Origin of the sequence: Actinophytocola sp. (assembly GCF_036002505.1) — a bacterium.
In the GTDB taxonomy this organism is placed as follows: Bacteria; Actinomycetota; Actinomycetes; order Mycobacteriales; family Pseudonocardiaceae; genus DASYTH01.
On the sequence record NZ_DASYTH010000012.1, the window covers coordinates 16,360 to 40,781 of the forward strand.

23 protein-coding genes are annotated in these 24,422 nt (G+C 70.0%); 14 read left to right on the plus strand and 9 right to left on the minus strand.

Going from position 1 to position 24,422, the window contains the following annotated elements:
* Positions 1-3: 3 nt before the first annotated feature.
* The 7 genes from VGR06_RS00300 to VGR06_RS00330 all read right to left on the minus strand — a co-directional run bounded on the left by VGR06_RS00300 (position 4) and on the right by VGR06_RS00330 (position 6,249).
* Positions 4-348: a metal-sulfur cluster assembly factor gene (locus VGR06_RS00300; protein WP_327556856.1), complete on the minus strand. Its 345-nt coding sequence runs from the start codon at positions 346-348 to the stop codon at positions 4-6.
* Complete coding sequence (gene sufU / locus VGR06_RS00305) at positions 345-803, minus strand: Fe-S cluster assembly sulfur transfer protein SufU (RefSeq protein ID WP_327556857.1); 459 nt, start codon at positions 801-803, stop codon at positions 345-347. The genes VGR06_RS00300 and sufU overlap by 4 nt, the downstream gene beginning before the upstream one ends.
* Before the next feature lie 96 nt (positions 804-899).
* Positions 900-2,144, minus strand: coding sequence for a cysteine desulfurase (locus tag VGR06_RS00310; RefSeq protein WP_327556858.1), 1,245 nt, complete (start codon positions 2,142-2,144; stop codon positions 900-902).
* A gap of 11 nt (positions 2,145-2,155) precedes the next feature.
* Complete coding sequence (gene sufC / locus VGR06_RS00315) at positions 2,156-2,929, minus strand: Fe-S cluster assembly ATPase SufC (protein WP_327556859.1); 774 nt, start codon at positions 2,927-2,929, stop codon at positions 2,156-2,158.
* Between the two features lie 30 nt (positions 2,930-2,959).
* Complete coding sequence (sufD, locus tag VGR06_RS00320; protein ID WP_327556860.1) at positions 2,960-4,120, minus strand: Fe-S cluster assembly protein SufD; 1,161 nt, start codon at positions 4,118-4,120, stop codon at positions 2,960-2,962.
* Positions 4,121-5,554: a Fe-S cluster assembly protein SufB gene (sufB, locus tag VGR06_RS00325; RefSeq protein ID WP_327556861.1), complete on the minus strand. Its 1,434-nt coding sequence runs from the start codon at positions 5,552-5,554 to the stop codon at positions 4,121-4,123.
* The gene (locus tag VGR06_RS00330; RefSeq protein ID WP_327556862.1) at positions 5,551-6,249 is read right to left on the minus strand and encodes a metalloregulator ArsR/SmtB family transcription factor; all 699 of its coding nucleotides are present in this window, start codon (positions 6,247-6,249) and stop codon (positions 5,551-5,553) included. Before VGR06_RS00330 ends, sufB begins: the two co-directional genes overlap by 4 nt.
* Positions 6,250-6,343: 94 nt before the next feature.
* Between VGR06_RS00330 and mptB the strand changes: the two genes are divergently transcribed.
* From mptB to VGR06_RS00370, 8 genes are all read left to right on the plus strand, one after another.
* The gene (mptB, locus tag VGR06_RS00335) at positions 6,344-7,951 is read left to right on the plus strand and encodes a polyprenol phosphomannose-dependent alpha 1,6 mannosyltransferase MptB (RefSeq protein ID WP_327556863.1); all 1,608 of its coding nucleotides are present in this window, start codon (positions 6,344-6,346) and stop codon (positions 7,949-7,951) included.
* An 11-nt stretch (positions 7,952-7,962) separates the two neighbouring features.
* Positions 7,963-8,895, plus strand: a complete 933-nt coding sequence (locus tag VGR06_RS00340) for an ABC transporter ATP-binding protein (RefSeq protein WP_327556864.1) — start codon at positions 7,963-7,965, stop codon at positions 8,893-8,895.
* A gap of 396 nt (positions 8,896-9,291) precedes the next feature.
* Positions 9,292-10,062 carry an ABC transporter permease gene (locus VGR06_RS00345; protein ID WP_414637114.1) on the plus strand — a complete coding sequence of 257 codons (771 nt, stop codon included), beginning with the start codon at positions 9,292-9,294 and terminating at the stop codon, positions 10,060-10,062.
* Between the two features lie 83 nt (positions 10,063-10,145).
* A complete protein-coding gene (locus VGR06_RS00350; protein ID WP_327556882.1) occupies positions 10,146-11,138 on the plus strand; it encodes a COX15/CtaA family protein in 993 nt (330 codons plus the stop codon).
* Positions 11,050-12,024: a quinone oxidoreductase gene (locus VGR06_RS00355; protein ID WP_327556865.1), complete on the plus strand. Its 975-nt coding sequence runs from the start codon at positions 11,050-11,052 to the stop codon at positions 12,022-12,024. The genes VGR06_RS00350 and VGR06_RS00355 overlap by 89 nt, the downstream gene beginning before the upstream one ends.
* Positions 12,025-12,240: 216 nt before the next feature.
* Positions 12,241-13,239, plus strand: a complete 999-nt coding sequence (locus tag VGR06_RS00360; protein ID WP_327556866.1) for a hypothetical protein — start codon at positions 12,241-12,243, stop codon at positions 13,237-13,239.
* A gap of 6 nt (positions 13,240-13,245) precedes the next feature.
* Positions 13,246-13,884, plus strand: coding sequence for a hypothetical protein (locus tag VGR06_RS00365; RefSeq protein WP_327556867.1), 639 nt, complete (start codon positions 13,246-13,248; stop codon positions 13,882-13,884).
* Positions 13,885-13,995: 111 nt separating this feature from the next.
* Positions 13,996-14,670, plus strand: coding sequence for an HD family phosphohydrolase (locus VGR06_RS00370; RefSeq protein ID WP_327556868.1), 675 nt, complete (start codon positions 13,996-13,998; stop codon positions 14,668-14,670).
* Position 14,671: 1 nt separating this feature from the next.
* Here the strand turns inward: VGR06_RS00370 and VGR06_RS00375 are convergent, their stop codons facing one another.
* Positions 14,672-15,508, minus strand: a complete 837-nt coding sequence (locus VGR06_RS00375) for an alpha/beta fold hydrolase (protein ID WP_327556869.1) — start codon at positions 15,506-15,508, stop codon at positions 14,672-14,674.
* An 82-nt stretch (positions 15,509-15,590) separates the two neighbouring features.
* On the opposite strand from VGR06_RS00375, the gene VGR06_RS00380 reads away from it, so the two are divergent.
* Positions 15,591-16,178, plus strand: coding sequence for a TetR/AcrR family transcriptional regulator (locus tag VGR06_RS00380; RefSeq protein ID WP_327556870.1), 588 nt, complete (start codon positions 15,591-15,593; stop codon positions 16,176-16,178).
* A gap of 101 nt (positions 16,179-16,279) precedes the next feature.
* Complete coding sequence (locus VGR06_RS00385) at positions 16,280-16,591, plus strand: hypothetical protein (protein WP_327556871.1); 312 nt, start codon at positions 16,280-16,282, stop codon at positions 16,589-16,591.
* 46 nt (positions 16,592-16,637) lie between these two features.
* Here VGR06_RS00385 and VGR06_RS00390 read toward each other — a convergent pair whose 3' ends face one another.
* Positions 16,638-17,570 carry a heme o synthase gene (locus VGR06_RS00390; protein ID WP_327556883.1) on the minus strand — a complete coding sequence of 311 codons (933 nt, stop codon included), beginning with the start codon at positions 17,568-17,570 and terminating at the stop codon, positions 16,638-16,640.
* Positions 17,571-17,780: 210 nt separating this feature from the next.
* Here VGR06_RS00390 and tkt point away from each other — a divergent pair, with 210 nt between their 5' ends.
* The 4 genes from tkt to zwf all read left to right on the plus strand — a co-directional run bounded on the left by tkt (position 17,781) and on the right by zwf (position 24,348).
* Positions 17,781-19,895, plus strand: a complete 2,115-nt coding sequence (gene tkt, locus VGR06_RS00395; RefSeq protein WP_327556884.1) for a transketolase — start codon at positions 17,781-17,783, stop codon at positions 19,893-19,895.
* 162 nt (positions 19,896-20,057) lie between these two features.
* Positions 20,058-21,179 (plus strand): transaldolase, encoded by a 1,122-nt coding sequence (gene tal / locus VGR06_RS00400; protein WP_327556872.1) that lies wholly within the window; start codon positions 20,058-20,060, stop codon positions 21,177-21,179.
* Between the two features lie 2 nt (positions 21,180-21,181).
* Positions 21,182-22,822: a glucose-6-phosphate isomerase gene (locus tag VGR06_RS00405; protein WP_327556873.1), complete on the plus strand. Its 1,641-nt coding sequence runs from the start codon at positions 21,182-21,184 to the stop codon at positions 22,820-22,822.
* Entirely contained in the window at positions 22,819-24,348 is a 1,530-nt protein-coding gene (gene zwf / locus VGR06_RS00410; RefSeq protein WP_327556874.1) for a glucose-6-phosphate dehydrogenase, read from the plus strand. Before VGR06_RS00405 ends, zwf begins: the two co-directional genes overlap by 4 nt.
* Positions 24,349-24,422 lie beyond the last annotated feature (74 nt).

Below are 24,422 nucleotides of genomic sequence, written 5' to 3' on the forward strand. Positions count from 1 at the left end.
CGGTCAGACGGTGAAACCGAGGGCGCGGAGCTGTTCGCGGCCGTCCTCGGTGATCTTTTCGGGGCCCCAGGGGGGCATCCAGACCCAGTTGATGCGGAAGTCCTTGACCAGGCCGCCGCCGGGGCCGGCGGTCAGCGCGGCGCGGGTCTGGTCCTCGATCACGTCGGTGAGCGGGCAGGCCGCGGAGGTCAGGGTCATGTCCAGGGTGGCGGTGTTGTCGTCCTCCACCCGGATGTCGTAGACCAGGCCGAGATCGACCACGTTGATGCCCAGCTCGGGGTCGACCACGTCGCGCATGGCCTCCTCGATGTCCGGGATCTCGGCCAGGTCGGCGGTGGGTTCGGTCATGGGGCTTCGCCTCCCTCGGCGCGGGACACCGCGTCCTTGAACGCCATCCAGCCCAGCAAAGCACACTTGACCCGGGCCGGGTACTTCGCGACGCCGGCGAAGGCCACGGCATCCTCGAGCACGTCCTCGTCCGGCTCCACCTGGCCGCGGCCCTGGATCATCTCCACGAACGCGTCCACTGTGGACAGTGATTCCTTGACCTTGCGGCCGACCACCAGGTCGGTGAGCACCGAGGTGGCGGCCTGGCTGATCGAGCAGCCCTGGCCCTCGTAGGACACGTCCTCGACCGTCGCCAGCGAGCCCGTGCCGGACAGCCGGACCCGCAGCGTCACCTCGTCCCCGCAGGTCGGGTTGAGCTGGTAGGACTCCGCGTCGAACGGGTCCCGCAGCCCGCGCCGGTGCGGGTGCTTGTAGTGGTCCAGGATGATCTCCTGGTACATCTGCTGTAGCTGCACGTGTCAAACCACCGCCTCGCAAGCTCGGCGCTGGCAACCCCGGCGCCTCGTCCCTCGGCGCCGGGGCAGTGCCTGATTGTTCGCTCGCAAGCTCGCTCACCCCACCCCGAAGAACCGCTTCACCTGTTCCAACCCCTCGGCGAGCGCATCAATTTCCGCGGGGGTGGAGTACAGGTAGGCCGAGGCCCGGGTGGACGCCGGCACGCCGAAGCGCCGGTGCAGCGGCTTGGTGCAGTGGTGGCCGCCGCGCACCGCGATGCCGCGCGCGTCGAGCACCTGGCCGATGTCGTGCGGGTGCAGGCCGGACAGGGTGAAGCTGACCGCGCCGCCGCGGTCCTCGACCGTGGCCGGGCCGAGCACCCGCAGCCCTTCCACCGCCTGCAGCCGCTCCAGGGCGTACGCCGTGATCTGCCGCTCGTGCGCGGCGACGTTGTCCATTCCCAGCGAGGTGAGGTAGTCGACCGCGGCGCCGAGCCCGATGGCCTGGGCGATCGGCGGCGTGCCGGCCTCGAACTTGTGCGGGATCGGGGCGTAGGTGGACCGCTCCATCCTGACGTCCTCGATCATCTCGCCGCCACCCAGGAACGGCGGCAGCGCTTCGAGCACGGAACGCCGGCCCCAGAGCACGCCGATCCCGGTGGGGCCGACCATCTTGTGGCCGGTGAACCCGATCAGGTCGGCGCCGGTGGCGGTGACGTCGTAGGGCAGCTGAGGGACCGCCTGCGCGGCGTCCAATACCACCAGCGCGCCGACCTCGTGGGCGCGCCGGGCGATCTCAGCCACCGGGTTGATCGTGCCCAGCATGTTGGACACGTGCGTGAGCGCGACCACCCTGGTCCGCTCATTGATCAGTTCATCCACAGTGGACAGATCGAGCCGGCCCTCGTCGGTGACCCCGAACCAGCGGAGCGTCGCACCCGTGCGCTGGGTCAGCAGCTGCCACGGCACGATGTTGGAGTGGTGCTCCATCTCGGTGATGACGACCTCGTCGCCGGGCCCCACCCGGTACGGCGGCTCGGCCCAGGCCAGCACGTTGGCGACCAGGTTGAGCGCCTCGCTGATGTTCTTGGTGAAGACGATCTCGTCGCGGCTCGGTGCCCGCACGAACGCCGCGATCTTGTCCCGGGCACCCTCGAACGCCGCGGTGGACTCCTCGCCGAGCTGGTGCACCGCGCGCGCGACGTTGGCGTTGTGCAGCTCGTAGTGCTCGGTCAGGGTCTCGATCACCGAGCGCGGCTTCTGCGAGGTGTTCGCGCTGTCCAGATAGACCAGCGGCTGCCCGTCGGCCAGGCGGCGCTCCAGGATCGGGAAGTCCTTGCGGACCGCCTCGACGTCGAACATGACAACCCCTCTCAGCCGATGCTCGCGGCTTCCTGCTTGCCTGTGTACCGCTCGTAACCCTCGTCCTCGAGCCGCTCGGCGAGCTCCGACCCGCCGGACTCGACGATCCGCCCACCGGCGAACACGTGCACGAAGTCCGGGGTGATGTGCCGCAGGATCCGGGTGTAGTGCGTGATCAGCATGACGCCGACGTCGCCGTCCGCCTTGAACTTGTTGATACCGGCGGAAACCACGCGCAGGGCGTCCACGTCGAGGCCGGAGTCGGTCTCGTCCAGGATCGCGATCTTCGGCTGGAGCAGGGCGAGCTGCAGGATCTCGTGCCGCTTCTTCTCGCCGCCGGAGAAGCCCTCGTTCACGCTGCGCTCGGCGAACGCCGGGTCGATGTCCAGCGCGGACATCGCCTCCTTGACCTCCTTGACCCAGTGCCGCAGCTTCGGCGCCTCGCCACGGATCGCGGTCACCGCGGTGCGCAGGAAGTTCGACATGGACACGCCGGGCACCTCGACCGGGTACTGCATGGCCAGGAACAGGCCCGCGCGGGCACGTTCGTCCACGGTCATGGCCAGCACGTCCTCGCTGTCCAGCGTGACCGAGCCGGACGTCACCGTGTACTTGGGGTGGCCGGCGACGGCGTAGGACAGGGTCGACTTGCCGGACCCGTTCGGGCCCATGATCGCGTGCGTCTCGCCGGCCCGGATGGTCAGGTCGACACCGGCGAGGATCTCCTTCTCGACGTCGTCGGCGACGACCGAGACGTGCAGGTCCTTGATCTCGAGGGTGGCCATCTGTCCTTCAGTCTCTCGTGGTGGTCACGGTCATATGCCGACGGCTGCCAGCTCGGCCTCGATCGCGGCTTCGAGGCGGTCCCGCAACTCGGGAACGTTGATCTTTACGAGGATCTCGTGGAAGAACCCGCGCACCACCAGCCGGCGCGCCTGGTCCTCCGGGATGCCCCGGGCCTGCAGGTAGAACAGCTGCTCGTCGTCGAACCGGCCGGTGGCGCTGGCGTGCCCGGCACCCTTGATCTCCCCGGTCTCGATCTCCAGGTTCGGCACCGAGTCCGCCCGGGCGCCGTCGGTGAGCACCAGGTTCCGGTTCAACTCGAAGGTGTCGGTGCCCTCGGCGGCGGCACGGATCAGGACATCACCGACCCACACCGTATGGGCGCCATCCCCTTGCAGAGCGCCCTTGTAGGTCACCCGGCTGCGACAGTTCGGCACCGCATGGTCCACAAAGGTCCGGTGCTCGAGATGCTGGCCGGCATCGGCGAAGTAGAGCCCCAGAAGCTCCACGTCTCCTCCGCGGTCGGTGAATGTGGTGGTCGGGCTGAGCCGCACCACATTGCCGCCCAACGTGATCACGGTGTGCTTCAACGTCGCGTCCCGGCCGAGCCTGGCATGCTGCGCGGACACGTGCACCACATCGTCGGCCCAGTCGTACACGGCGATCACGTTGAGCCGAGCCCCGTCGTCCACGACGAACTCGACGTTGTCGGCATACGTGCCCGAACCACGATGGTCGATCACGACGACCGCCTCGGCGAACTGCCCGGCGCGAACCTGCAGGTGGCCATAGGCGACGGCGTCCTCGCCCGGACCGGTCACCGTCACCATGATCGGATCGGTCGGGGTGGAGGAGCGCGGCACGGTGATCACGGTGGCCTCGTCGAACGAGCACCACGCCTGCGCGGCGATCCGGTCGGCCGGTGTGCCGGCGGCGCCGAGCCGCTCATCGCCGCGGCGCGCGGTCTCCACCAAGGCGTCGGAACCGGCGCTTACCTCGATCTTCGCCGATCCGGTCGCGGCTGCTCCGGAGTGCAGGCCGCGCAGCCGGCGCATGGGGGTGAACCGCCAGATCTCCTCACGGCCACCGGGCACCTCGAACGCGTCGACGTCGAAGGAGGAGAACCATTCGGCGCGCGAGGACTGTGGAACCACCGCACCGTGCGAGTGCGGGGTCTGTGCAGCGGTCGTCATCTAGCCGACGGCCCCTTCCATCTGCAGCTCGATGAGCCGGTTCAGCTCGAGCGCGTACTCCATCGGCAGCTCCCGCGCGATCGGCTCGACGAACCCGCGCACCACCATGGCCATCGCCTCGTCCTCGGTGAGACCCCGGGACATCAGGTAGAACAGCTGGTCCTCGCTGATCTTGGACACGGTCGCCTCGTGGCCCATCGACACGTCGTCCTCGCGGATGTCCACATAGGGGTAGGTGTCCGACCGGCTGATCGTGTCCACCAGCAGCGCGTCGCACTTCACCGTGGAGCGCGAGTTGTTGGCCCGCTTGTTCACCTGCACCAGGCCGCGGTACGAGGTCCGTCCGCCGCCCCGGGCCACCGACTTCGACACGATGGTCGAGGACGTGTGCGGTGCCATGTGGACCATCTTCGCGCCGGCGTCCTGATGCTGGCCCTCACCGGCGAACGCGATCGAGAGCACCTCGCCCTTGGCGTGCTCGCCCATCAGGTACACCGACGGGTACTTCATCGTGACCTTGGAGCCGATGTTGCCGTCGATCCACTCCATGGTCGCGCCCGCCTCCGCCTTGGCGCGCTTGGTGACCAGGTTGTAGACGTTGTTCGACCAGTTCTGGATGGTCGTGTAACGGCAGCGGCCACCCTTCTTCACGATGATCTCCACCACCGCCGAGTGCAGCGAGTCCGAGCTGTAGATCGGCGCGGTGCACCCCTCGACGTAGTGCACGTAGGCACCCTCGTCGACGATGATCAGCGTCCGCTCGAACTGGCCCATGTTCTCGGTGTTGATCCGGAAGTAGGCCTGCAGCGGGATGTCGACGTGCACGCCCTTCGGCACGTAGATGAACGACCCGCCGCTCCACACCGCACCGTTGAGCGCGGAGAACTTGTTGTCCCCGTGCGGAATCACCGAGCCGTAGTACTCCTCGAACAGCTCCGGGTGCTCCTTGAGCGCGGTGTCGGTGTCGAGGAAGATCACGCCCAGCTTCTCGAGCTCCTCATTGATCTTGTGATAGACCACTTCGGACTCGTACTGCGCGGCGACCCCAGACACCAGGCGGGCCTTCTCAGCCTCCGGGATGCCCAGCTTGTCGTAGGTGCTCTTGATGTCCTCCGGCAGGTCCTCCCAGGTGGCCGCCTGCTTCTCGGTGGACCGCACGAAGTACTTGATGTTGTCGAAGTGGATGCCGGACAGGTCCGCGCCCCAGTTCGGCATCGGCTTGCGGTCGAACAGGCGCAGCCCCTTGAGCCGGGACTCGAGCATCCACTCCGGCTCGCTCTTCTTGGCCGAGATGTCACGGACGACGGCCTCGGACAGGCCACGTTGCGCGCTCGCACCGGCGACGTCCGAGTCGGCCCAGCCGAACTCGTAGTTGCCCATAGCCGCCAGGGTCTCGCCCTGGGACTGCAGGCGCTGCTCGGCAGCGGTGGTCATGAAGGCGTCCCTTCGGTTGTGGTGGTTTCCCGGTGAGCGGGTCCGGGACCGCCCAACGGAACGTGTGTGGTGCACGCGGCGTCGCCGCGGGCAATGGTGGCCAGCCGCTGCACGTGCGTGCCGAGCAGGTCGGCGAACGCCGCCGTCTCCACCTCGCACAGCTGGGGGAACTCGGCCGCCACGTGCGCGACCGGACAGTGGTGCTGGCAGAGCTGCTCCCCCGCCCCCACCTGGCGCGTCGAGGCAGCGTAGCCCTCCCGGGTGAGCGCCTCGGCGAGGGCCTTCGCCCGCTCCTCGGGGTCGTCCTGCGCCACGATCGCCGCGCGGTGCGGCTCCACCAGGCGCGCGACCCGGCGCTCGGCGAACGCGCGCACGGCCTGCTCGCCGCCGCTCTCGCCGAGGAAGCGGATCGCGCTGATCGCCAGGTCGTCGTAGGCGTGGCCGAACCGCGCCCGGCCCGTCTCGGTGAGCAGGAAGAGCTTGGCCGGGCGGCCGCGGCCCCGGTGACCCCGGACCGGGGCGTCCCTGGTGTAGGCCTCACCGTCCGCGACCAGCGCGTCCAGGTGCCGGCGCACGGCGGTCATGCTCAACCCGAGCGCGTCGGCGACCACGGTGGCCGAGACCGGGCCATCCTCGAGCAGCAGCCGCGCCACACCATGCCTGGTGCGGCCCTCGCCGGCCTGCTCGTTTTTCACAACACCAGTGTGTCGTATTTCCCGGACCTTGGCAAAGTCACCCCCGGGCAAGGTGACTCGGCTCACGAAAGTCCGGCTCGATTACCCTTCGCACGTGGTGCCCGGAGAAACGCGGAGTGACGTCGCGTGCCGTGACGCCGATCCGACCGCGCCCACCACCGCCCTGGACGCCAAGGAACGCCGGCAGCTCGACGTGATCCGGCGGTTCGGCACGATCGGCTCGCTGCTGCTCGCCGTCGGCTCGCTCGGCGCCGGAGCCGCGCCGGTGTTCAACCCGGTCTTCCAGCTGCCGGTGCTCGGCCTGTTCACCCGGATGCCGACGGTCGCGCTGGCCATCGCGTTCACCGGCATGTTCATGATCGTGCTGGGCTGGCTCGCCCTCGGCCGGCTGGCCTGGCCCGGCCGCGAGCGGCTGATCTCGCTGCCGCAGCTGGCCCGCACGCTGGTCATGTGGACCGCGCCGCTGGTGGTCGCCGTGCCGATGTTCAGCCGGGACGTGTACAGCTACCTGGCGCAGAGCGAGATCGCCGCGCGCGGCTTCGACCCGTACGCGGTGGGCCCGTCGCAGGCGCTGGGCAACGACGACGACCTCACCCGCGGCGTGCCGACCATGTGGCGGGACACCCCGTCGCCGTACGGGCCGCTGTTCATCGCGGTCGGCAAGGTGATCAACTACCTGACCGGCGCGCACGTGGTGTGGGGGGTGGCGCTGCACCGGGTGCTGGCCCTGATCGGCCTGGCCCTGATCGTCTGGGCGCTGCCGCGGCTGGCCCGGCGGTTCGGGGTCGAGCCGGTGAGCGCGCTGTGGCTGGGCGCGGCCAACCCGCTGGTGCTGTTCCACCTCGTGGTCGGCGTGCACAACGAGGCGCTGGCGATCGGGCTCATGCTGGTCGGGTTCGAGCTGGCGCTGCGCCGGATGCCGCGGATCGACCCGGACGGCCCGTTCCCGCCCTGGCAGCGCGGCGAGTTGCTGCACTACGCCCTGGGCGCGGCGGTGATCACCTGCGGTGCGGCGGTGAAGGTGCCGGCCGCGCTCGCCCTCGGGTTCCTCGGCGTGATGATCGCGCGCCGGCTCGGCGGCCGGTGGCGGCAACTGCTGGGCGCGGCCGCCGGGCTCGCGGTGATCTTCCTGGTGGTGCTGGCGGCGGCGGCGCTGGCCAGCGGGCTCGGCCGGCACGGGTTCGGCTGGGTGGGCACGCTCAACACGGCGAGCACGATCAAGAGCTGGATGGCGCCGATGACCTCGCTCGGCTTCGCCGCGGGGGGTTTGGGGATCGTGCTCGGGCTGGGCAACCACATCGACGCCACGATCGCGGTCAGCCGGGTGATCGGCGCGGTGCTCGGCCCGGCCATCGCGGCGAAGCTGCTGCTGGACAGCTTCCGCTGGCGGCTGCGGCCGCTGATCGGGTTGGGCGTGGGGCTCGGCGCCGTGCTCCTGTTCGGGGCCACGGTGCAGCCCTGGTACCTGCTCTGGGCCGCGCTCCCGCTGGCCGCGGCGGCCGGCAACACCCGGTTCCGCACCGCGGCCACCCTCGTCAGCGTGGCACTCGCGGTCGCCCTGCCGCCGACCGGCAACACGTTCGACGGGCACACCTTCGTGCTGCCCTACACCTACGGGGCCGCGCTGATCGTGGTCGCGCTCGGCCTGCTGCTGGTCTACCGGTACCTCCCCAGCAAACCCGGCGCGATCAGAACGCCCTAGGCTTTCCACCTGTGAGCAGTACCGATCCCGCCGTGGCCGTCCGGGGGCTGGCCAAACGGTACGGATCGGTCACCGCGGTGGCCGGGTTGGATCTGCGGCTGGAGCGCGGAACCGTGCTGGCGCTGCTGGGGCCGAACGGGGCCGGGAAGACCACCACGATCGAGGTCTGCGAGGGGTTTCTGCGACCGGACGCGGGCAGTGTCCGGGTTCTCGGACTGGACCCGAACACCGAGGGTGAGCGGCTGCGGCCGCGGATCGGGGTGATGCCGCAGGGTGGCGGCGCCTACCCGGGCGTGCGGGCCGACGAGATGATCAACCTGGTGGCGGCCTGCGCGGCCACCCCGCTCGACCCGGCCTGGCTGCTGGACGTGCTGGGGCTGACCGCGGCCCGGCGCGTTCCGTACAAGCGGCTCTCCGGCGGTCAGCGGCAGCGGCTTTCCCTGGCCTGCGCCATTGTCGGCCGTCCGGAGCTGGTGTTCCTGGACGAGCCGACGGCCGGCCTCGACCCGCAGGCCCGGCGGCTGGTCTGGGACCTGGTCACGGCGCTTCGTGCGGACGGGGTGAGCGTGCTGCTGACCACGCACGTGATGGAGGAGGCCGAGACGCTCGCCGACCACGTGGTGATCATCGACCACGGGCAGGTAGTGGCCGAGGGCAGCCCGCGCGATCTGACCCTGGAGCGGCCGGACGCGGCCCAGCTGCGGTTCCGGGCCGCGGCCGGGCTGGATACCACGCGGCTGTCGGACGTGCTGCCGGAGGGTTGCCAGGTGCACGAGCCGGCGCCGGGCTCCTACGTCGTCTCCGGCAAGGCCGACCCGCAGGTGCTCTCGGCGGTCACCGCCTGGTGCGCGGCACAGGGTGTGCTGGCCGAGGAGCTGCACGTCGGCCGGCGCTCGCTCGAAGACGTGTTTCTCGAGCTGACCGGACGGGACCTTCGGTCATGAGACACCCTCTGTCAGCCTCAGGCTCAGGTTGGAGGGCGAGAGGGTGGTGCGCGGTGACTGGTGTGGTTAGTGGTGCGCTTGTGGCGGAATGGGGTGCGGTGAATGCGTCTTTCACCGCGCTCAGTGCACTGAAAGACGCATTCAGCGCACCATCCTGGGCGCCGCCAGCGCCTCACCGAACCCCTTGGTCACACCAGCCTCACTTCCCCCCAGTTGAGATCGACAACTCCCTCCCGAGGGACCACACCCATCACCGTTTCGGGCTGCCTGTCCGCGCTCGGCGCGGGTACAGCGCCCCAAACGCCGATCTTGACCCCAGCCCCGAATACCCGCGCCCAGCAGACCAAACCCGCCACCCCTTCCCCCTTCCATGACCAGGAGCGAGCTGGAGACACCGTGACAACATTTCCGGCCGGCACCTTTGCTCCGGCGCCGGGGCGGGGGCGGCCGGTGCGCATGCTGGTCACGCAGGCCCGCACCGAGGCGTTGCTGACGCTGCGCAACGGCGAGCAGGTGCTGCTGACGCTGCTGATCCCGCTGGTGCTGCTGGTCGGGCTGACGCTGATCACGGTGTTCCCGGTGTCGGGGTCGCGGATCGACGCGGTAACGCCGCGGGTGCTGGCGCTCGCCGTGATGTCCTCGGCGTTCACCGGGCAGGCCATCGCGCTGGGTTTCGACCGCCGCTACGGGGTGCTCAAACGCCTTGCCGCCACGGCACTTCCACGCTGGCTGCTGGTCGCCGGGCGGGTGCTCGCCGAGCTGGCCGTGGTCGCCGTGCAGCTCGTCGTGCTGGGCGTGGTGGCGGCGCTGCTCGGCTGGTCCCCCGCCCCGGCCGGGCTGCTGTGGGCGGTGCTGCTGGTGATCATGGGCACGCTCGCGTTCGGCGCGCTGGGAGTGCTGCTCGGCGGCGCGCTCAAGGCCGAGGTGGTGCTGGCGCTGGCCAACATCCTGTGGTTCGTGCTGCTGCTCGGCGGGGGAATCGTGGTGCCGGCGAGCTCGCTCGGGCCGCTGGGGGACGTGGTCACGCTGCTCCCGTCCGGCGCCCTGGCCGAAGGCATGCGCACCGCCCTGGCCGGCGGCACGCCGGGCTGGTCGGTGTTCGCGGTGCTGGCCGCCTGGGGTGCGGCGGCCGGCGCGCTCGCCACCCGGACCACCCGCCTCTCCTAGGGATCCCGCGAGTCCCCGGTTCCAGCACGCGAGTCCCCGGTTCCGGCACGCGAATTCCGCGAACCTACGATCAACGGGTGCCGATGCTCGACCGCCTCCCCGTGCCCGGGCGCGGAATCCAGCGCGCCTGCGCGATCGCGGTCGTGGCGACCCAGGCGCTGATCGCGGTGACCGGCTCGGTCGTGCGGGTCACCGGGTCCGGGCTGGGCTGCCCGACCTGGCCGCAGTGCCTGCCCGGCAGCATGTTCCCGATCGAGCACCCCGAGTTCGCCACGCTGCACCAGTGGATCGAGTACGGCAACCGGCTGTTCACCGGCGTGGTCGGGATCATCGCGCTGGCCTGCCTCGTTCTGGCGTGGTTGAGCCGAAGGCGCGGTCGCTACCTGAAGCTGGCCGCGGCCATGCCGATCGGGGTCGTGGTCCAGGGCGTGCTCGGCGGCGTGACGGTCCGGCTGGACCTGCTCTGGTGGACGGTCGCGGTGCACCTGCTGGCGTCCACGGTGATGGTGTGGCTGGCGGTGCTGCTCGTACACGCGGTGGGCGAAGGCAACGGACCGGCGCGCCCGGTCGGGCCGCCGGGGGTGCGCGGGCTGCTGCTCGCCCAGATCGTCGTGCTGGCCGCGCTGCTGATCGCCGGCACCCTGGTGACCGGGGCGGGGCCGCACGCCGGCGACCCGAAGACGCCGCGGCTGGCGCTGCCGGTGGAGACGCTGGCGCACGTGCACTCCGCGTTCCTGTTCGTGTTCCTCGGCCTGCTGATCGCGCTGGGTGTGCTGCTCGGCCTCGGCGCGCCGCGGGCGTTGAAGGTGCGCTACGGCCTGCTGGTCGCGGTTGTGCTGGCCCAGGGCACGATCGGGTTCGTGCAGTACTGGACCGGAGTACCAGAGGTACTGGTGTCGCTACACGTGCTGGGCGCCATGCTGGTGATCATCGCTACGGCCACGGTCTGGTGCGCGGCGCGCACCCGCGTCGAGGAAGGAGTCACAGGTGCCCCACGCGATCCTGGTGCGCAGGACGGGCGGCCCGGAGGTGCTGGAGTACGGCGAAATCGACCCGCCGTCCCCGCACCCGGGTGAGCTCCTGGTCGACGTGGCCGCGGCCGGGGTCAACTTCATCGACACCTACATGCGCGACGGGATGTACCCGCGGGATCTCCCGTTCGTGCCCGGCCAGGAGGGTGCCGGCACGGTGGTCGCGGCCGGCGGGGAGGTGACCAGCTTCGCGCCCGGCGACCGGGTGGCCTGGATGGGCGGCCCGGCGAGCTACGCCGAGCAGGTGCTGATCAACGCCGACACCGCCGTGCGGATCCCGGACGGCATCGACGACGAGACCGCGGCGGCCGCGCTGCTGCAGGGCGTCACGGCGCACTACCTGGTGGTCTCCACCTACCCGGTGCGGCCGGGCGACGACGTGCTCATCCACGCGGCCGCGGGCGGCACCGGGTCGATGATCGTGCAGTTCGCCAAGGCCAAGGGCGCCCGGGTGATCGCCACTGTGTCCACTGTGGACAAAGAGAAACGGGCCCGGGAGGCCGGGGCCGACGACGTGATCCGCTACACCGAGGTCGACTTCACCGAGGAGACCCGCCGGCTCACGAACGGCAAGGGCGTCGAGGTGGTCTACGACGGCGTCGGGCGGACCACGTTCGACGGCAGCCTGGCGAGCCTGACCCGGCGCGGCATGCTGGTGCTGTTCGGAGCGGCCAGTGGCGCGGTCCCGCCGGTCGACCCGCAGCGCCTGCGGGCGGCCGGCTCGGTGTACCTGACCCGACCCACTACCGCCCATTACGCGGACACCTCGGAGGAGCTGCGCTGGCGGGCCGGCGAGGTGTTCGACGCGCTCGACTCCGGAGCGCTGTCGGTGCGGATCGGCGGCCGTTATCCGCTGGCCGACGCGGCCCGGGCGCACGAGGATCTCCAGTCCCGGCGGACCACCGGAAAGCTGCTGCTCATCCCAGGGTGACGAGTCCTCCGGCGGTTGTCGGCCGGTTGCTTCAAGTGATCCCTATTGTCACCTCTGCGTGATTGTAGATTTACATTCCGTAGCTCAATGTAATCACGCGGAGTCACCCGAATTCCCTATTTCACAGGGGTCAAGGTGCGCGTAGTGTGACGGCACGCGCTCGTTCGGATACGTTTTGCGGTCATCCGATCGGGCGCCCCAAGGAGGTGACCCCGCTTGCGCGCGGACGACAAGGGCCGCGGCAATCCGATTCAAGAGATCTTCTGGACCAGAACAGGCCTGCTGCTGCTGACCTTGATCGTGGTCTCCGGTGGGTCGATGATCGTTTCCGCCACGCTGTCCCCCGGCACGCTGAAGAACATCGTCACGGCGCTCGCCACCGGCACCCTGGTGACCGCCATCGTGGGATTCGGCCAGACACTGATCACCGCCAGCGCGGCGCAGCGGGCCATGTTGGACCCGCTGATCGAGGAGAACCGCCGGGCCTTCCAGGAGTTGTCCGCCGAATATCGCTCGCTGAACCGCGAGTTCTTCCCCACGCACGTGTTCGAGCCGACCAACGACCCGAACCCGGCGCTCAACCACCTGCTCATGGAGGACCTGCGGCGCGCCCGGCAGTTCTTCTTCCGCGGTTTCTCCGGCCGGTACGCCGCCGCCCGGCTGCTGCTCGCCCGGTCCGAGTGGGAGGTGCGCGCGGTCGTCGCGGATCCGCGGGAGCGCAGCGCCATCACCGGCCGGGCCCGGTACCTGATCCGGCACGAGGGCGCCCTCGCCGACTTCGAGACGATCCAGGACCGGCTGCACGAGGAGATCCACATCGGCCTGCTCGGGCTGTACCTGGCGCGCGCCCGGTGCAGCCGCATCGACGTCACGCTGATCTCCGACCCGCCGCTGGACCGCCTGGAGATGTTCGACGACAGCGTGTGGATCACGCTCTACAGCGACTCGGGCTCGGCCCAGCTCTACCCGCGCACGCTGCGGTTCTCCGAGGGGTCGTTCATCTACAACATGGAACGTGCCGAGTTCCAGCGCCTGCGCAACACCCGGGACGCCGGGCACGTGGTGATCACGCCGGACACCACCCGCGGCGACTTCCTCGCCCAGTTCGAACGGGTCACCGGCTGCCCGATGACCGAGGACCGGTTCCTCGACCTCGAGGGCAAGTTCCACGCGTTCCGGCACGAGTTCACGCTGGCCGCCCACCTGGGGAGCTGATGAAAGTTGCTCATCCAGTTCTCCGCACTGGCCGAGCTGGCCGACCGGCTCGACGGCGTCGAGACGCCCCTCGCCAACCGCTGGGAGCTCGTCGAGGAGTCCTTCGAGTCCTGGGTCGACCGGCCCGACCTGCTCGGCACGCTGCGCTCGCACCTGCTGAACCTGCCGCCCGAGCAGGCCGACGAGGTCAGCAGCCGGTCCCGCGAGACGACCACGCACTTCGCCTGGTGTCTGCGCGACGTGCCGGGCGAGCAGTTCACGTTCTGGCTGCACGAGTACAAACCGCAGCAGGACTGGCGGCCGGGCTACGCCGACTCGGTGCACAACCACCGCTACCACTTCTGTACCACCATCGTCCGCGGCGGCTACCTGCACGAAGCCTTCCAGGCCGACCTCGACCCGATCACCGGGATGATCACCTCGGTCGCCCTGCAGCGGAGCGCGACCTGCGAGGTCGGCGCCATCGGCTCGATGCTGTCCAGCGAGTTCCACCGCATCCCGCTGGCCCACGACGACACCCTGACGTTCCTGGTCAAATCGCGGCCGGTGACGCCGTGGAGCCTGTCCTTCGACCCGGTCACCGGCGTCGGCCACCGGCACGTCCCGGTCGAGTCGCGGCTCGGCGAGCTGGCCAGCGGGCTGTGACGAAAACGGTGCAAACCCGACGGCGAGAGGCTCCACAGAAGACATAATTCGTTTCTGCGTCTACCATGCACCCCACGGCCTGCCGCCTACGCCGGCCGGCAGAGGGGTGCGATGTCCGCCGAGAACATGGTTCCGGCTCCGGTCGCGGTCAGCACGGTGTCGCGAACGTCGGTCGAGGCTGTGGACCGCCAGGTCCATCAGCTCTGCCAGCGGCACGCCGCCCGGCTGCAGTTCCACGGCTGGCACCACGTCAGCTTCGTGCGCGCCAAGGCCGTCGAGTTCGCCCATCTCAACGGCTCGGACGCGGCCGTGGTGGAGACCGCGGCGCTGGTGCACGACGTGAACTACATCGTGGCGCGCAACTCCTCGGCAGCCGCCGGCCGCCGGCTGCGGCTGGAGATCCTCGCCGTCTCCGGCGTCGCCAAGCCCGTGGCCGGCTGGATCGACCGGATCGTCCGGGAAGCCGAGATGGCCAACCGGCACCGGGAGATCTCGCTCGAGGCCCAGGCGCTCAGCGACGCCGACACCCTGTTCAAGGCGCTGCCGGTCACCCCCGTCGTGCTCGCCCACCGCTACCTCGCGGAAAACGGCGTCAGCCTGCGCGAGCTGGCCGACAAGATCGTCGGCGAGCAGCAGGACGTGCACGACGAGGGCTACTACTTCTACAACCCCGAGGCCGCCGCCACCTACTCCCGCTGGGCCGCCACCAACCTCGCGTTGTGGCAGTGCATCAAGGAATCCCTCGACGACCCCACCGTGGAGCGGCTGCTCAACGCGGTGTCCTGAGTCAGCGGGCGAAGAAGTCGGCGAGGAGTTCGCCGACCCGCTCCGGCTCGTCCTCCTGGAGGAAGTGACCGGCGTTCGGCAGGGTGGTGACCTCGGCTTGCGGGAGGTCCTTCGCGGCCCGGGTCATGGTGTCGGCGACGTCGGTGAGGACCTGGTCGCGCTCGCCGTAGACGATCCGGACCGGGATGTCGAGCGACGGCAGCCAGTCGGCGATCTTGGCGAACTCCTTGGGGTCCAGGCCGAGCGTGGCCAGGGCCAGAGCTTGCCGGGCCTCGGGGGTGTGGAACGGGTGCTGGACCGCGGCCAGGATGTCTTCGGTGAGGTGGTCGGGGTCGGCGAGCCCGGTGCGCATGATGCCTTCGAGGCCGTCGGGGCCGGTGAGCTGGTCACGGGTGTCCGGGTTGCTGACGGTCCGCAGGAACTCGATCAGGTCGGGCCGGAGTTGCGGATATACCAACGTGTTCAGCAGCGCCAGGCGGGTGACCCGGCCAGGATTGCGCATCATCCAGTGCAACGCGATCGGCCCGCCGAGGTCGTGCACGGCGATGCCCAGGTCGTCCATTTCGAGCTTCGCGGTGAGGCCGTCCAGCGCGCGCTCGTAGAAGTCGAACGTGTAGCGGACATCCACCGGCTTGCCGGAGCCGCCGAAGCCGGGCAGGTCGAGCGCGATCACGCTGTTGCGCCGGGCGACCACCGGCATCACGTTGCGCCATAAGTAGGACGACGTGGGCCAGCCGTGCAGGAGCAGCACCGGCGGGCCGGAGCCGAGCTCGCGGTAGGCCAGGTTCAAACCGTCGTCGAGGGTGACGGTCTGGAGCTGAGGTTCGGTGAGTTGCATGGTGTCTCCCCTGGTTAAGCAAACAAACCGACTGTCGGTCTGGAATCTAACAGACCGACAGTCGGTCGGCTACCCTCATCCCGTGGACCTCAGGATCGAACGCGGCAAGACCACCCGGGAACGGCTGGTCTCCGTCGGCTTCGACCTGTTCGGCACCAACGGCTACGAAGCCACCCCCGTCGGCGCCATCCTGGGCGCGGCCGGCGTCGCCCGCGGCGCCTTCTACCACCACTTCCCGACCAAGGCCGACCTCTTCGACGCCGTCCTCGATCGAGTCATCGCCCGGATCGCCGACGCCTCCGCCGACGCCGCCCGCGCCCACGACGACCCGGTCGAAAGCCTCCGCGCCGGCTGCTCCACCTGGCTCGACGTCGCCGTCGACCCGGCCCTCCAACGCATCGCCTTCCTCGATGCGACGGCGGTCGTCGGCTGGGACCGCTACCGCGAACTCGACGAGCAGCACACCCTGGGGCGGCTCAAGACGGGCCTCCGCCGCATCGCCCGCGCCGGACTCCTCCCCGAGGAGAACATCGAAGCCCTGGCCCACATGGTCGCCGGCGCCGTAGGAGAAGCCGCCAAGCTCATCGTCCACGCCAAGGATCCCGCCGAAGCCCGGGCGTCCGGCCAGGCCGCGCTCGACCTACTCCTCACCCGACTGCTCAAGCCGTAAATATCTGTTCAGTATTTGTCCGGTGATTGGACGACAAAACGCGCGGCTTTGGTCCGTTAGGGTGGTTCGCCTTCCGGACATGCTCGTCCACTGATAGAACAATGGGTGGCCCGATCGGGATCGGGCGGAGCACTGCGACGAGAAACGGGGTAACCGTGGCAAGATATGCGACAAAGATTCAGTGGGGCGGTCTCGACGCCGAGTGGCACGACGATCACGAGCTCACCATTGCCATTGCCAACCGCAACCAGGTTGTCCCGGCCGACAGCCGTCCCGCCACGGGCACGACGGTGACCTGGTCCGGCCCGAACGGTTCCGCCACGATCACGTTCTTCGACAATGGCCAGTCGTTCTCGGGCACCGCCCAGTTCCCCAACGAGGGTCCGGTCGGATATCGTGGTACCGCAAAGTAGATGATGGCCGTTTAGCCTCGCTGCCCGCGAAATCGCGGGTAGCGAGCTACGGCAAACCCACCACCGGCAGGCTCAGCGCCGAATCCACCGCCAGGGCGACGAAAACCAGGGTCAGATAACTGTTCGACAAATGGAACAGCTTGATCGGATTGCCGTTCTCGCCCCGCCGCACGCTCGCGTGCAGCTTGTGCGCATACGTCAGGAACCACACCCCGGCCAGCAGAGCGAACGACACGTAAACCCAGCCGGTGACCGGAACGAGAAGCAGCGTCCACACCACCATGACCCAGGAATAGATCACGATCTGCCGGGCTACCCGCTCGGCCGTGGCGACGACGGGCAGCATCGGGACGCCGGCGCGGGCGTAGTCCTCGCGGTAGCGCATGGCCAGGGCCCAGAAGTGGGGCGGGGTCCAGAAGAAGATCACGCCGAACATGACCAGGGCGGGCCAGCTGACGGAGCCGGTCACCGCGGCCCAGCCGATGACCACCGGCATGCAGCCGGCGGCGCCGCCCCAGACGATGTTCTGGGCCGTGCGGCGTTTCAGCACCAGCGTGTAGACCAGGACGTAGAACAGGATCGCGCCGACGGCCATGGCGGCGGCGAGGAGATTCGTGGTCGCCCAGAGCCAGGCGAACGAGAGCACCCCGAGGACCAGCCCGAAGATCAGGGCGTGCCGGGTGTCGACCTGGTGCCGGGCCAGCGGCCGCGAGCGGGTGCGGCGCATGATCGCGTCGATGTCCGCGTCGGCCACGCAGTTGAGCACGTTGGCGCTGGCGGCGGCCAGGGTGCCGCCGAAGAGGGTGGCGAACACGAGCCAGGGCGACGGGATGCCGCGGGCGGCGAGCATCATCGCCGGGACCGTGGTCACCAGGAGGAGCTCGATGATCCGGGGTTTGGTCAGCGCGACGTAGGCGCGCAGCACGGTTCTCCGAGTGCGCGGCGTCGAGGAGCTCACGTCGGTGCGCACCGGCGGCATCTCGCTCCTCATGGTCAGGTCGGTAACGAGCGAAATCGTAGCTTCGCCCGCCCTGATCACCGGGGTCGGGTACACCCGACGCGCCGAGCACGGTTACGGAACACGCGCCCCTGGGTACCCGACTACGCTGGCCTCGACGAGGGATGACGTGGGGCGAAGGCCGGAAGCGGGTGTTCGCCCATGTGACGGCAGGAGTTCACGTTCGTGTCCATCAGCCTTGATATTCCGGCGGAACTCGCCGATCGCGTGCGTACCCGGGTGCCGGACGACTGGACAGATCTCGACCGGCGTGCCGTGGACACCGTCCGGGTGCTGGCCGCGGAGGCCGTGCAGAAGGTGGGCAACGGCCACCCCGGCACCGCGATGAGCCTGGCGCCCACGGCGTACGCGTTGTTCCAGCGGATCATGCGCCACGACCCCAGCGACCCGGACTGGATCGGCCGGGACCGGTTCGTGCTCTCCGCCGGCCATTCCAGCCTGACCCTGTACCTGCAGCTGTTCCTCTCCGGCTACGGCCTGGAGATCGAGGACATCGCGGCGCTGCGCACGTGGGGCTCGAAGACCCCGGGCCACCCCGAGTACGGGCACACCGCGGGCGTCGAGGTCACCACCGGGCCGCTCGGCCAGGGCCTGGCCAACGCCGTGGGCATGGCCATGGCCGCACGCCGCGAGCGCGGGCTGTTCGACCCGGACGCGGCCCCCGGCGAGAGCGTGTTCGACCACTACGTCTACGTGATCGCCAGCGACGGCGACATCGAGGAGGGCGTCACCTCCGAGGCGTCCTCGCTCGCCGGCCGCCAGCAGCTCGGCAATCTCGTGGTGATCTACGACGACAACGACATTTCCATCGAGGACGACACCAACATCGCACTTTCCGAGGACACGGCGGCCCGGTACGAGGCGTATGGATGGCATGTGCAGACCGTGGACAGCGGCGAGGACGTGGTGGCCATCCTCGACGCGATCGAGGCGGCCCGGCGGGAGACCGGCCGGCCGTCCTTCATCCAGCTGCGCACGGTGATCGGCTACCCGGCGCCGAAGAAGCTGAACACCGGCAAGGCCCACGGCTCGGCCCTCGGCGCGGACGAGGTGGCCGCGGTCAAGGAGTTGCTCGGCTTCGACCCGGAGAAGTGGTTCGCGGTCGAGGACGCGGTGCTGGCCCACACCCGGCAGGTCGCCGAGCGCGGCAAGCAGGCCCGCGCCGAGTGGGAGCGGGGCTTCGAGTCCTGGGCCGCGGCCAACCCGGAGCGCAAGGCGCTGCTGGACCGGGCCCGCGCCTACAAGCTGCCGGAGGGCTGGGCGGAGAAGCTGCCGAGCTGGGCGCCGGACGCCAAGGGACTGGCCACCCGCAAGGCCTCCGGCGAGGTGCTCAGCGCGCTGGCCGACGTGCTGCCGGAGCTGTGGGGCGGCTCGGCGGACCTGGCCGAGAGCAACAACACCACGATGAAGGGCGCCGACTCGTTCGCCCCCACCGAAGCGTCCACAAAGGAATGGGCGGCCAACCCGTACGGGCGCACGCTGCACTTCGGGGTGCGCGAGCACGCGATGGGCTCGGTGCTCAACGGCATCGTGCTGCACGGGCCGACCCGCCCGTACGGCGCCACGTTCCTGGTGTTCAGCGACTACATGCGCCCGCCGGTCCGGCTCGCCTCGCTGATGAAGCTGCCGGTGATCTACGTCTGGACGCACGACTCGATCGGGCTCGGCGAGGACGGCCCGACACACCAGCCGATCGAGCACCTGGCGGCGCTGCGGGCCATTCCCGGGCTGGTGATGGTGCGGCCGGGTGACGCCAACGAGACCGCGGCGGCGTGGCGGGCAACGCTGGAGCAGACCGCCAACCCGGTCGGCTTTGCGCTCACCCGGCAGAACCTGCCGGTGCTCGAGGGCACCCGGGAGCTGGCCGCCGAGGGGGTGCGCCGGGGCGGCTACGTGCTGGCCGACGCGACCGGCGGCGACCCCCGCGTGGTGCTGATCGCCACCGGTTCCGAGCTGCAGCTCGCGGTGGAGGCGCGGAAGGTCCTCGAGGCCGAAGGCGTTGGCACGAGAGTGGTGTCCCTGCCGTCCGTGGAGTGGTTCGACGCTCAGGACGCGAGTTACCGCGACGAGGTGATCCCGCCGGCGGTGCGGGCCCGCGTGGTCGTGGAGGCCGGTGTCGCGCAGCCCTGGTACCGGTTCGCCGGCGACGCCGGGGAGATCGTCTCGATCGAGCACTACGGCGCCTCCGCGGACTACCAGACCCTGTTCCGCGAGTTCGGGTTCACCACCGAAAACGTTGTGGCTGCGGCAAAGCGCAGCGTTGAACGGGCGGCGGATGCCCCATGACCTCGCGGCAACCAAGGCGACCAGGGAGCGCGCCCCGGCCGAAGGCACGCGATCGCGGTGGCAGGGCTTCAACCGTTGTCAACAGCACACTGCAGCGAACTGAAGCCCTGCCGGAGCGATTTCGTCGGCGCGCAGAGTCGCGGAAAGGATGAAGGTAGAACGATGACTGATCGACTGGCCGACCTGGCCGAAGCCGGGGTGTCCATCTGGTTGGACGACCTGTCCCGGGAACGGCTGGTCAGCGGCAGCCTGGCCGGGCTGATCCGCGACCGGCACGTGGTCGGCGTGACCAGCAACCCGACGATCTTCGCCGCGGCGCTGTCGGACGCCGAGGTCTACGACCCGCAGGTGCGCGAGCTGGCCGCGCGCGGCGCATCACTGGACGCCGCCGTCCGCGCGATGACCACCGACGACGTGCGCAACGCCTGCGACCTGTTCCGGGACGTCTGGCAGGCCACCGGCGGGGTGGACGGCCGGGTGTCCATCGAGGTGGATCCGCGGCTGGCGCACGAGACCGACAAGACCGTGGCCGAGGCGCAGGACCTGTGGAAGACCGTGGACCGGCCGAACCTGTTCGTGAAGATCCCGGCCACCAAGGCGGGCCTGCCGGCGATCACCCGCACGCTCGCCGAGGGCATCAGCGTGAACGTGACGCTGATCTTCTCGGTGCAGCGCTACCGCGAGGTGATGGACGCGTTCCTGGCCGGGCTGGAGCAGGCCCAGGCCAACGGGCACGACATCTCGAAGATCCACTCCGTGGCGTCGTTCTTCGTGTCCCGAGTGGACACCGAGGCGGACAAGCGGCTCGATGCGATCGGCACGGACGAGGCGAAAGCGTTGCGCGGCAAGGCGGCCGTGGCAAACGCGCGGCTGGCCTACGCGGCGTTCCAGGAGACGTTCGCGCAGCCGCGGTGGCAGCCGCTCGCCGAGGCCGGCGCGACGGCGCAGCGTCCGCTGTGGGCGTCCACCGGCACCAAGAACCCGGACTACTCCGACATCCTGTACGTGCGCGAGCTGATCGTGGCGGACACGGTGAACACCATGCCGGAGAAGACATTGCTGGCGTTCGCCGACCACGGCGACGTTCCGGGCGACACCGTGACCGGGCTCGCGGGTGAGGCGCGGCAGGTGTTCGAGGAGCTGGCCGCGGCCGGTGTGGACATCGACGACGTGTACGAGGTGCTCGAGCGCGAGGGCGTGGAGAAGTTCGAGAAGTCCTGGCAGGAGCTGCTGGAAACCGTTCAGGGCCAGCTGGATCTGGCCGCGGGCAAGGGAGAGGGCTGAGCGTGGCTGACGATCTCGCCGAGGTCGCGGTGACCATTGTGGACGAGCGGCTCGCTGAGGAGGCCGCCCCTCTGGTCGAGCAACTGGCCAACGAGCGCGTCGCATCGAAGTTGACGGCACAGGACCCGACCCTGTGGGGTCCGGAGGCGGAGTCCGAGGCTGCCATCCGGCTGTCCTGGACGACGCTGCACGAGACCTCCCGCCCGCTGCTCGCCGAGATCGACGCGCTGCGGGCGGACCTCCGCGCCGAGGGCGTCGATCGGGTGGTGCTGGCCGGGATGGGCGGCTCGTCGCTGGCCCCCGAGGTGATCACCAGCACCGCCGGCGTCCCGCTCGTCGTGTTGGACACCACCGATCCGCACCAGGTCGCCGACGCGCTGGCCGGCGACCTCAGCCGGACGGTACTGGTGGTCTCGTCCAAATCTGGCTCCACCGTGGAGACCGACAGCCACCGGCGGATCTTCGAGCAGGCGTTCAACGCCAGCGGAATCGACGCCGCGTCGCGGATCGTGGTGGTCACCGACCCGGGCTCGCCGCTGGACACGCTGGCCACAGAAGCCGGTTACCGCAAGGTGTTCCGGGCCGACCCGCATGTCGGCGGGCGCTACTCCGCGCTCACCGCGTTCGGCCTGGTGCCCGCGGGGCTGGCCGGCGCCGACGTGGCCGCACTGCTGGACGACGCGGCGGCCGCCGCCCGGCAGCTTTCCGTCGACGGCAAGGAGAATCCGGCACTGCGGCTGGCTTCGGCACTCGGCGCGGCGCACGCCCGGGGCGCGGAGAAGGTGGTCTTCGCCACAGTACCCATTCAAGACGGCGGCTCCGGGATCACCGGGTTCGGCGACTGGGTCGAGCAGCTGATCGCCGAGTCCACCGGCAAGAACGGTACCGGCCTGCTGCCGGTCGTGGTGGAGGGTCCGGACGCGCCCGGGTTCGCCGGCGCCGGGCCGGACGCCACCCCGGTGGCCATCGGCCAGCCCGGTGACGTGGCGCCGCTGGGCACCGACGGCTCGCTCGGTGGCCTGTTGCTGCTGTGGGAGTACGCCACCGCGTTCGCCGGCCGGCTGCTCGCGATCAACCCGTTCGACCAGCCGGACGTGGAGGCCGCCAAGAAGGCCGCCCGGGCCTTGCTGGACGCGCCTGGTACGGATGCTGGCGAACCGTCGCTTGTGGACGGTCCGGTCGAGGTGTACGGCTCGGACGGCTTGCTGCCTCCCGGCACCGGCTCGCTTTCCGAGGCGCTGCAAGCGTTTCTCGCCGCCGCGCCGCAGCTCGGCTACATCTCCGTGCAGGCCTACCTGGACCGGCTCGACGACGCCTCCGCAATCGTGCTCCGCCCGGAGCTGGCCCGCCGCACCGGGCTGCAGGCCACGTTCGGCTGGGGTCCGCGGTTCCTGCACTCCACCGGGCAATACCACAAGGGCGGCCACCACAACGGGGTGTTCCTCCAGCTCACCGGCGCGGTGGAGAAGGATCTCGAGGTGCCGGACCGGCCGTACACGCTCGGCACCCTGCAACGCGCCCAGGCGCTCGGCGACGGCCACGTGCTCGCCGAGCTCGGGCGGCCCGTGCTGCGCCTGCACCTCACCGACCGGGCCGCCGGCATCGCCCACGTCGTCCGCGTGCTCCAGGAGGTCAACCGGTGACCCGAGCGTTCACCAACCCGCTGCGCGACCCGCGGGACAAGCGGCTGCCCCGAATCGCCGGCCCGTGCGGCCTGGTGATCTTCGGGGTGACCGGCGACCTGTCCCGCAAGAAGCTCATGCCGGCCATCTACGACCTGGCCAACCGCGGGTTGCTGCCACCGGGCTTCGCGCTCGTCGGGTTCGCCCGCCGGGACTGGGCCGACGAGGACTTCATGCAGGTCGTGCACGACGCGGTGAAGGCGCACGCGCGCACCCCGTTCCGCGAGGCGGTGTGGGAGCGGCTGGCCGAGGGCATCCGGTTCGTGCAGGGCACGTTCGACGACGACAACGCGTTCGACAACCTGGCCGCCGTCGTCGAGCGGCTCGACAACGAGCGCGGCACCGGCGGCAACCACGCGTTCTACCTGTCCATCCCGCCCAGCGCGTTCCCGGTGGTGTGCAAGCAACTTGCCCGCGCCGGACTGTCCCAGCCGGACAATGGGCGGTGGCGCCGGGTGGTGATCGAGAAGCCGTTCGGGCACGACCTGAAGAGCGCCAAGGAGCTCAACGAAATCGTCAACGACGTCTTCCCCGAGGAGTCGGTGTTCCGCATCGACCACTACCTCGGCAAGGAGACCGTGCAGAACATCCTGGCACTGCGCTTCGCCAACCAGCTGTTCGAACCGATCTGGAACGCCAACTACGTCGACCACGTGCAGATCACCATGGCCGAGGACATCGGCCTGGGCGGCCGGGCCGGCTATTACGACGGCATCGGCGCGGCCCGCGACGTGATCCAGAACCACCTGCTGCAACTGCTCGCGCTGACCGCGATGGAGGAACCGGTCTCCTTCCACCCCCGGTCGTTGCGCATCGAGAAGCTCAAGGTGCTCGAGGCCACCAAGCCGGTCGGCCCGCTCAACGAGACCACCGCACGCGGCCAGTACACCGGTGGCTGGCAGGGCGGGCAGAAGGTGCCCGGCCTGCTCGAGGAGGAGGGCTTCGCCACGGACTCCACCACCGAGACCTACGCCGCGATCACCCTCGGCGTCGACACCCGGCGCTGGGCCGGGGTGCCGTTCTACCTGCGCACCGGCAAGCGGCTGGGCCGCCGGGTCACCGAGATCGCCGTGGTGTTCAAGCGGGCCCCGCACCTGCCGTTCGACGACACCTCCACCGAGGAGCTCGGCCAGAACGCGCTGGTGATCCGGGTGCAACCGGACGAGGGCATCACCCTGCGGTTCGGCTCGAAGGTTCCCGGCACCACCATGGAGGTCCGGGACGTCTCGATGGACTTCGCCTACGGCCACGCGTTCACCGAGTCCTCCCCCGAGGCCTACGAGCGGCTGCTGCTGGACGTTCTGCTCGGCGAGCCGTCGCTGTTCCCGAACAGCAACGAGGTGGAGCGGTCCTGGGAGATCCTCGACCCGGTGATCGAGTACTGGCACAAGCACGGCAAGCCCGAGCCGTACCCGGCCGGCACCTGGGGCCCCGAGTCGGCCGACGAAATGCTCGCCCGCACCGGGCGGCACTGGAGGCGCCCGTGATCACAGGAGCGGAAGCGGAGGCCGCGGTGTCGGCTGGACGGAGGAGCAGCCCAGGGGCGAGGACCGAGCGCCGA

Coding starts and splice junctions, on each gene's coding strand:
- VGR06_RS00300 (WP_327556856.1), bottom strand. CDS start 348: ATGACCGAACCCACCGCCGACCTGGCCGAGATCCCGGACATCGAGGAG.
- VGR06_RS00310 (WP_327556858.1), bottom strand. CDS start 2,144: ATGTTCGACGTCGAGGCGGTCCGCAAGGACTTCCCGATCCTGGAGCGC.
- sufC (WP_327556859.1), bottom strand. CDS start 2,929: ATGGCCACCCTCGAGATCAAGGACCTGCACGTCTCGGTCGTCGCCGAC.
- sufD (WP_327556860.1), bottom strand. CDS start 4,120: ATGACGACCGCTGCACAGACCCCGCACTCGCACGGTGCGGTGGTTCCA.
- sufB (WP_327556861.1), bottom strand. CDS start 5,554: ATGACCACCGCTGCCGAGCAGCGCCTGCAGTCCCAGGGCGAGACCCTG.
- VGR06_RS00350 (WP_327556882.1), top strand. CDS start 10,146: ATGCTCGACCGCCTCCCCGTGCCCGGGCGCGGAATCCAGCGCGCCTGC.
- VGR06_RS00370 (WP_327556868.1), top strand. CDS start 13,996: ATGTCCGCCGAGAACATGGTTCCGGCTCCGGTCGCGGTCAGCACGGTG.
- VGR06_RS00375 (WP_327556869.1), bottom strand. CDS start 15,508: ATGCAACTCACCGAACCTCAGCTCCAGACCGTCACCCTCGACGACGGT.
- VGR06_RS00385 (WP_327556871.1), top strand. CDS start 16,280: ATGGGTGGCCCGATCGGGATCGGGCGGAGCACTGCGACGAGAAACGGG.
- VGR06_RS00390 (WP_327556883.1), bottom strand. CDS start 17,570: ATGCCGCCGGTGCGCACCGACGTGAGCTCCTCGACGCCGCGCACTCGG.
- tal (WP_327556872.1), top strand. CDS start 20,058: ATGACTGATCGACTGGCCGACCTGGCCGAAGCCGGGGTGTCCATCTGG.